Source organism: Sulfurovum sp., from assembly GCF_041562805.1.
Taxonomy (GTDB): Bacteria; Campylobacterota; Campylobacteria; order Campylobacterales; family Sulfurovaceae; genus Sulfurovum.
In genome coordinates this window covers 1-6,760 of the sequence record NZ_JBFFOH010000137.1, presented here as the reverse complement: position 1 = coordinate 6,760, position 6,760 = coordinate 1, and the positions used below count along the sequence as shown (strand labels likewise).

Sequence of the window (6,760 nt, the reverse complement as noted above, 5' to 3'; positions counted from 1 at the left end):
TGTTGTAAAGGTGCGATTTATGGTATTGAGTAGAGATAAAAACACTCTGATGACTGAATTGAGAAGCTTTCCATATTTCAGTAATATACCCAGCGCGTGCAATACGTGTTTTATGCGGGTATCTGACCTCATGATCGCCATAAAGGATGTCAATATCATCATAACTGGACGATCTAAATAGATTTGTGAGCGTATCTTTGTTAAAGAAAGTATCCCCGGCATTCATAAAATTAATCCATGTACCGTTTGCTAAAGAGATGGCTTTATTCATGGCATCATAAATACCGTCATCTTTTTCACTGACCCAATAATCAATCTGCTTTTCATATTTTTTGATGATGTCGAGTGTTCCATCAGAACTGCTGCCATCAATAATGAGGTATTCTACATTATCATAGGTTTGGGCAATGACACTATGGATCGTGTGCTCAAGATGTTGTTCTCCATTGTATACAACAGTAATAACGGTGATCAGCGGTTTCTCTTCATAAGATCTTTTGAAATTGCCCTTTGTTCGCAAACCACCTTCTTTTGTGGTAGTTAAAGGTCGTTCTAACGGCTTATCCGGACATTTCATTTTAATCATTTTTTATACCTGAATTTACTTATTATTTTGCGTAATATTCTCTTAGTAAGATATATAAAGTCAAAAGAATATATTGTATTTGTTAAATAAAAGTGACTGATTTGGTCAAGACTATATTTGCGTGCACCATTTTTATATTTTTGTATAGTAAGCCATAATTCCGTATTCATTTTTTTTACTAAATCATTTCTATATTTTTCCACAAAATAGGCTGAGGCTAATGCATAATTCAAGGGTAGTTTTCCATCAGCAGATTGAATACTTATAGAATCAATATGTGCTCTAAAAAACGATAACTTTTCATTGACGAATGCAAAGTATTTATACTTATCTGCTGTAAGTAAAAATATAAGTAAATCATTTCCTATTGCATGCATAGCAAAATTGCTACTTACTTTATTTGGGATATCTACTAAAAGATTTTCTTGTATGTCTTTTAGTCTAAATAGTGCACATCCTGGTGAAACTGGATAATTGCCCCTAGACAGCACCCCATTGATATATTGTTCGCTATTGTAAATACCAGTATTGCCTATGAAGTAACAAGATGATTTTTTATTTGTTTCATCAGTAAATATTTCTGTTCCAGTAAAGACGAATCCAATGTCGTTATTACTTAAAAATGGTAAAGTTCTTTCTATAAAATTAGGTGCTATTAAGTCATCTGACCAAAGTATTTTGCCATATTCGCCGCTAGCTTTATCTATACATCGTTTCCAGTTTCGTACGGGCCCTATGTTGGTTTCGTTTTGGAAGATTTTGATTCTATTGTCTTGTTTCGCCAATTTAATCAAAATTTCCCAAGTGTTATCTATACTTTTATTGTCGACTACAATAACTTCGATATTGTTATAGCTTTGGTTTAACGCACTTTTTATAGTTTCTTCTATTAAAGTTTCCCTATTATAAACAGGTATTAGAATACTAACCATTGATCACTCTTGTAATTTTATTTAGGATTCTTTTTATGATGGATTTTTGTTGTATATTTTTAAATCTTTTTTGTATTTGTAAATTTACTTTTACATTTTTGTTGATTACAAAGTCATTGTTATTAAGAATGTCATTGTGCAATGAAGTGTCAACAGAACAATGAACTCCACTACCATCAAAACCTTCATTATTTACAAATGAATGAAGAGGATAAACACAATATGCCTTGTTTTTATAGTGTGCATAGCAAAACCGTATTGCCCACGAATCAATTTCTCCATTCATCTGTTTTTCAAGCATAGGTGTTAGATCCTTTCCTCCCTGATTGAAGCTTTTTGTCTCTTGACGATTACGTATAAAAGCTTCAAAATCTTTTACATCCCAATCAATCTTATCCCATCTGTCTTTCCACGTTCCCCAACTCCATGACATGCATCTCGCACTTAGAAAAACATCATCTTTATAATCTTTTGGAATTTCTAATAGTTTTGTTGGATAATTAAAGCCGGTGATGGAGAATATGTCACTTCGTGACTGAAAGGTATTTAATGTCGTATTCATAAACATCAAAAAATTTTTACTCGTAACAAGGTCGTCTTCTAAAACAATAATTTTGCCGAATTTATTGACTAGGTTTGTTACGCCATCAATAATAGAATTTGCAAGTCCCCAGTTTTTTTCTCGCTCGATAATTGTTATTTTTTTAAAACCATCTATAGATTTTATGTATTCGCGAACCTTGTTGACATTTTCAACTGTTGTATCGTCTTTGGCTGCGTCGCTGTAAATAAAGAGCTCACTCTCTTGGGACAGGTCATTTTTTTGCAAGGACTCAACTGTCAGTTTAGTGTGTGAAGGGCGGTTGTAAACAAAAAGGACTATCGGGGACAAACTTACCATGCTCAAACCTCAATTACATCTGCGAAATGAGGTTGAATATCAATGTGTGATTCAACTTTACTTTTCCAACCATACCAATACTTCGGAAAAATCACCTTTTTTTTATTTTTCATCAGATACGCTCCCCACCATGAAAAGCTGCTATTTGAAACGATGCCATAATTGCAAAGAGTCATGATAGCCAAATCAGTTGCCATGGTGTTGCTAGGTATCAGTTTGTTCTCTAGCTCTTTAAAGCAACACTCCACAAAAGCTGGATCATCAGATAAGAATATAAAAAATGGATTTTTTAGATTTTTTGTCATTATTGTAATAGCCGCATCAAAATAACTTTTAGGTAAATCTATACCAGTTTTACCCAGGTAAGACTCAAATATATAGTCTCCTCGTCGGACATGTACAAAAACTTTATCGTAATTTAGTGGGACTTGATCAAGAAATTTTTTTGCATCTTCTACATATTTTTGTTTAATATTAAAATCAATTTTTGATAATTGAAAAAACTTTTCTGCTTGAAAAAAATTTGTTTCAACAAGGGTGATTGGTAAAAGGCCCTTTATCTTAGTGTACGTAGACAAAGAAAAATGTTTATCTCTATCTTGTTTTATATAAGAAAAAATTTTAAATTTAACAAATAGTATTAAAAAAAATGGTTTTAATATTTTTTTTACAAAGAGCAGTGTGTACTTTCCTAACCTTAAATGATGAAAGTTCGGATTTTGAATATCAAATATATCAGAAAACTGCTCTATGTTCATCATAATAATTTTTTCATCTTTTTTTGCAATAGTATTTAAAAAAGCAAATTGAAAAAGTTGATTGCCAAGTCGTCCATCTGATAAGAATAGAATCATTTGTTAAGGATCTTACTTGAAATAGCTACAAAATTTGAATAATTAAAGTTTTCCATATATGGTTGATAGCTTCTAATTTCCAAACCATTAGGCATCATCTTGGCAATTTTAAAGTTCCGGTCTTCAAAAAATTTGTAAATCTCCATTAAACTAGTATGTGAGTCCAAATTTGCTCCGCCATATTCAAACTGAATATAATCGATAAAATCTGCATTCAAATATTTACCAAAACCTTCGAAAGCTTTTAACTCATGCCCTTCAATATCGATTTTAATAAAATCAATATGTTGAATATTTTTCTGCTCAATATACTTATCGACTCTTTTTAATACAATTTCTTCACTTTGATTCATTTTGAGATTATAGCTGTCTAGATTTCTTTGATAGAGTGAAGCAAGTCCACTCTGTTCTTTGTCATAGTATATTGTTGCATGTTCATCAAAATTGGATATACCAAAATTGTTAAGTGTCATATTGCTTTGATTCCTAAATTTTTCTTTGATAATGTTGAAACAACTATGTGTTGGTTCGAAAAGATGTACCTCTAAAGGTAAGTCTATCTTTTTAGCCTTTTCAAGAAGCATAGTGGAATAATCACCAATATTTGCGCCAATGTCAAACACTACTTGCCCCTCTTTCACTGTTAGTTTGAGAGAGTTTAATAGGTTGTCAACAAATGGCTTCTCACCATTCTGTTCAAAGTCAGCATTACCATTATTTTCGATAGTATTGAAAATCTTCCACGCCAAGCCTCTGAGTTTTCTTTTAATGAATGGCATTTCTGTGTACATATTAAATATCCTTTTTTCTTAGCATATAAAGTCCGGTACCAAAACCTTTGCTTTTGTCGTATGTATCATACATTTTAATCCCATAATGATACTTTTCATCCACTATTTCAAATCCATCAAATAGTTTTAATATATAGTCTCTTGTAAATGCTCTATGAGCATTAAAATATATTTTATTTCCATTATCTACAGGTACACTAAATAATATTGTACCGCCGACTTTTAAAACTCTTTTTAACTCTTTGATCGCTTTTTCACTGCCAAATGGGTCGATAGGATCACCATACCGTCCGAGTCCTATATGTTCGATGACGCACAGAGACGACAATGTCCCCAGCGTGTTGTCTTCGAACGGCAACGCTAAAATCGACCCTTGTTTGAAAAACAGATTCTCCAGTTCCAGCTCAACAGGTCTGATGTCGATCATGGTAATAGGTGTAAATTGAGACAGGATACCAATTGTTTTCGCAGAACTGCCGACATCAAAATGGTGCTTTGGTTTCAGTGAAAACAGATGCTTCGCCGCCCAGCTGTCCTGAAAAAAATAGGTCGGGTCCAGCGGCGTATGCGACAGGTTGTCGAAGAGGCAGGGAAACCACTCGATCGTCTGAAACTGCCGATTCGCTTTCATCGCCCGAAAATGCTTGAACTGTTTTAGAAACCAGATGTACTGTTTGACCAGCACCACCGGTTTAAACCTGAAGAAATCTTTCGTTCCTCGGAGCAGCAAATAGCCGTTCCTGATAAAGCTGTAGTGTTTCAGTTGTTCTTTTATACTCATTTTTCCAGCCTCAATTTATAAAAAGTTACCATACTGTTGAAAAGCATAAAGACATTTTGTCGGGCTTTTGTATGGAAGATGTCCACCAGAAACACGGTGACCGTAAAAGAGACGATCGTTGCTGCGATAGCGCCTTTGGCACCGTAGGATTCTATCCAGAAATAGTTCAATACGATATTTGCGACCGTCCCCAGCACCATGGTGATGAGTGAAAACTTCAAGAGGTTTTCACTCAAAATATAGGCGCTTCGGGCCACCCCCATGTTGGTGAAAAACAGTCTGACCGCCATCAGGGCCAACAGTATACCCGCACTTTGATATGCGTTGCCGTAAAGCAGAACAACCATTGGCTCTGCAAAGATAAATATCGGTGTGGCGATGAGCAAAAAGAGTAAAAAATTCAATCGGTAAAAGTTCAGAAGTCTGTTTTGGTAGAGCGCTTCCGACGTTTTTTTGGCATGTTGAATTGAAGGGAAGAAGGTGCTTTTGAGTAGCATGGGAATAAACCCAAACACTTCGATAAGCTTCAACGCGACACTGTAGTAGCCCACCTCCGTATTACCGGCCATCTCTTTGAGCATCACCTGGTCTATGCGTGACTGTATTATCAAAACGCTACCGCTCAGGATAAGTGGCCAGCTCTCTTTTAAAAGCAACTCCGCCGTGCTCTTTTCAAACCGCCATGCCCTTAGGGAAAGGTGGTTGTGTCGGTAAAAATAGAGAAACCCCATGGCCAGCACGAAACTGTCGAAGAGTACTACCCACGCAAAAGCCACCAATGGAGCTTCCATCAAAATGAGTATGATTTTGACAACAGATGAGAAGAATAAGCTAATAAAATTTGCGTAGGCTATGTATCTGCTGAGTACTCTGCTTTGAAAATAGAAGTCTATAACATTAAGACTTTGAAACACGGTTGCAGAGGCGATGATGAAAACCAGTGTATTGGTATAGGTGTCATTTGATGTGAAGACGACGGTGATTGCGAGTACTGTCAATACGCCGAATGCACCCATCAGTTTGAGATAGAACGCCGTGCCCAAGAGCTCGTTATGTCGTGTCTTATCCATGACGAGTTCTCTGACGACGATACTGTCAAGCCCCAAAGTGGCGACGATTGTAAAAAGTCCTACAAAAGATCCGGCATAACTGAGTAGACCGTACTGTTCAGGTCCAAGATATCGTGCTATCCATACCCCGACAAAAAGACCGACGACCATCCGCAGGATTTTTTCCCCAAAGAGCCATGAGGTGTTTCTGAAATACTTCATAAAGCCTTGATGGTTTTTAAGGGATCTTATTTTTGCGATCATGTTACGATTTTTGCCGCTGATTCAATTTAACTGTTCTCTTTTCAAAATGTGACTGGACATTATTAATAAAATTTATTTATTTTATCTTATTAGTAAGGGGATGTTGTTTAAGGTGCTTTTGTATGTCTGATTTTTCTACTTTTTGGCTGAATCAAATAACCACGTTAAAACTGCTGCTTCAAGATCAACCGGAAAAAGCCGGCGTCATCCTGCCTGTCATAATTTACTTTTTCATACCGAAGATAGGCGGAGGTGTTGACGCTGAAATGGTGGAGGAGGTGGGCGTAGACGGAGACGAAGTCGTCTGTCGGGATGTCAGCATAATCCGTTTTCGTCAGCCACAGTGCCACTTCGGTCGTACCGTACTTTGGAGAGCTAAAGATATCGTAGGCACTTTTGAGCGACCAGGTCTGGGGGCGGTTGTTTTTGCGGCCGTTGGCGATCATGGAGGAGGTGTAGACCTTGCTCAAGCCGCCGTAACCGCTGCTGATACCGCTCTGACCCCAGTTCTTCGAATAGCTTAACTGCATGTCCAGGTCGTTGTAGTTTACGCTGACTTTGAAGGCGGCGAGGTTGACATCGTCGCCGCCGAGAGGGCTTGT

At 36.6% G+C, this 6,760-nt stretch carries 7 protein-coding genes and 1 pseudogene; all 8 read right to left on the bottom strand.

Translation table 11 applies throughout. From position 1 onward, the window contains the following. On the bottom strand, positions 1-586 hold a 586-nt coding region (locus ABYK33_RS12585; protein WP_373033604.1), incomplete at its 3' end, for a glycosyltransferase family 2 protein. Beyond that, positions 583-1,518: a glycosyltransferase family 2 protein gene (locus ABYK33_RS12580; RefSeq protein WP_373033603.1), complete on the bottom strand. Its 936-nt coding sequence runs from the start codon at positions 1,516-1,518 to the stop codon at positions 583-585. The genes ABYK33_RS12585 and ABYK33_RS12580, both read right to left, overlap by 4 nt. Continuing rightward, on the bottom strand, positions 1,511-2,419 hold the full coding sequence (locus tag ABYK33_RS12575; RefSeq protein WP_373033602.1) for a glycosyltransferase: 909 nt from the start codon (positions 2,417-2,419) through the stop codon (positions 1,511-1,513). Before ABYK33_RS12575 ends, ABYK33_RS12580 begins: the two co-directional genes overlap by 8 nt. 2 nt (positions 2,420-2,421) lie before the next feature. Next, a complete protein-coding gene (locus tag ABYK33_RS12570) occupies positions 2,422-3,273 on the bottom strand; it encodes an alpha-1,2-fucosyltransferase (protein WP_373033601.1) in 852 nt (283 codons plus the stop codon). Further along, a complete protein-coding gene (locus ABYK33_RS12565) occupies positions 3,270-4,064 on the bottom strand; it encodes an FkbM family methyltransferase (protein ID WP_373033600.1) in 795 nt (264 codons plus the stop codon). The genes ABYK33_RS12570 and ABYK33_RS12565 overlap by 4 nt, the downstream gene beginning before the upstream one ends. 1 nt (position 4,065) lies before the next feature. Beyond that, positions 4,066-4,845: a DUF268 domain-containing protein gene (locus ABYK33_RS12560; protein WP_373033599.1), complete on the bottom strand. Its 780-nt coding sequence runs from the start codon at positions 4,843-4,845 to the stop codon at positions 4,066-4,068. Further along, positions 4,842-6,116, bottom strand: a complete 1,275-nt coding sequence (locus ABYK33_RS12555) for a flippase (RefSeq protein WP_373033598.1) — start codon at positions 6,114-6,116, stop codon at positions 4,842-4,844. The genes ABYK33_RS12560 and ABYK33_RS12555 overlap by 4 nt, the downstream gene beginning before the upstream one ends. Positions 6,117-6,322: 206 nt before the next feature. Continuing rightward, positions 6,323-6,760: pseudogene (locus tag ABYK33_RS12550) on the bottom strand (porin); the annotation flags it as partial.

Excerpts from the sequence above, each read along its gene's own strand:
- ABYK33_RS12580 (WP_373033603.1), bottom strand. The coding sequence starts at position 1,518 with ATGGTTAGTATTCTAATACCTGTTTATAATAGGGAAACTTTAATAGAA.
- ABYK33_RS12575 (WP_373033602.1), bottom strand. The coding sequence starts at position 2,419 with ATGGTAAGTTTGTCCCCGATAGTCCTTTTTGTTTACAACCGCCCTTCA.
- ABYK33_RS12560 (WP_373033599.1), bottom strand. The coding sequence starts at position 4,845 with ATGAGTATAAAAGAACAACTGAAACACTACAGCTTTATCAGGAACGGC.
- ABYK33_RS12570 (WP_373033601.1), bottom strand. The coding sequence starts at position 3,273 with ATGATTCTATTCTTATCAGATGGACGACTTGGCAATCAACTTTTTCAA.
- ABYK33_RS12555 (WP_373033598.1), bottom strand. The coding sequence starts at position 6,116 with ATGAAGTATTTCAGAAACACCTCATGGCTCTTTGGGGAAAAAATCCTG.
- ABYK33_RS12565 (WP_373033600.1), bottom strand. The coding sequence starts at position 4,064 with ATGTACACAGAAATGCCATTCATTAAAAGAAAACTCAGAGGCTTGGCG.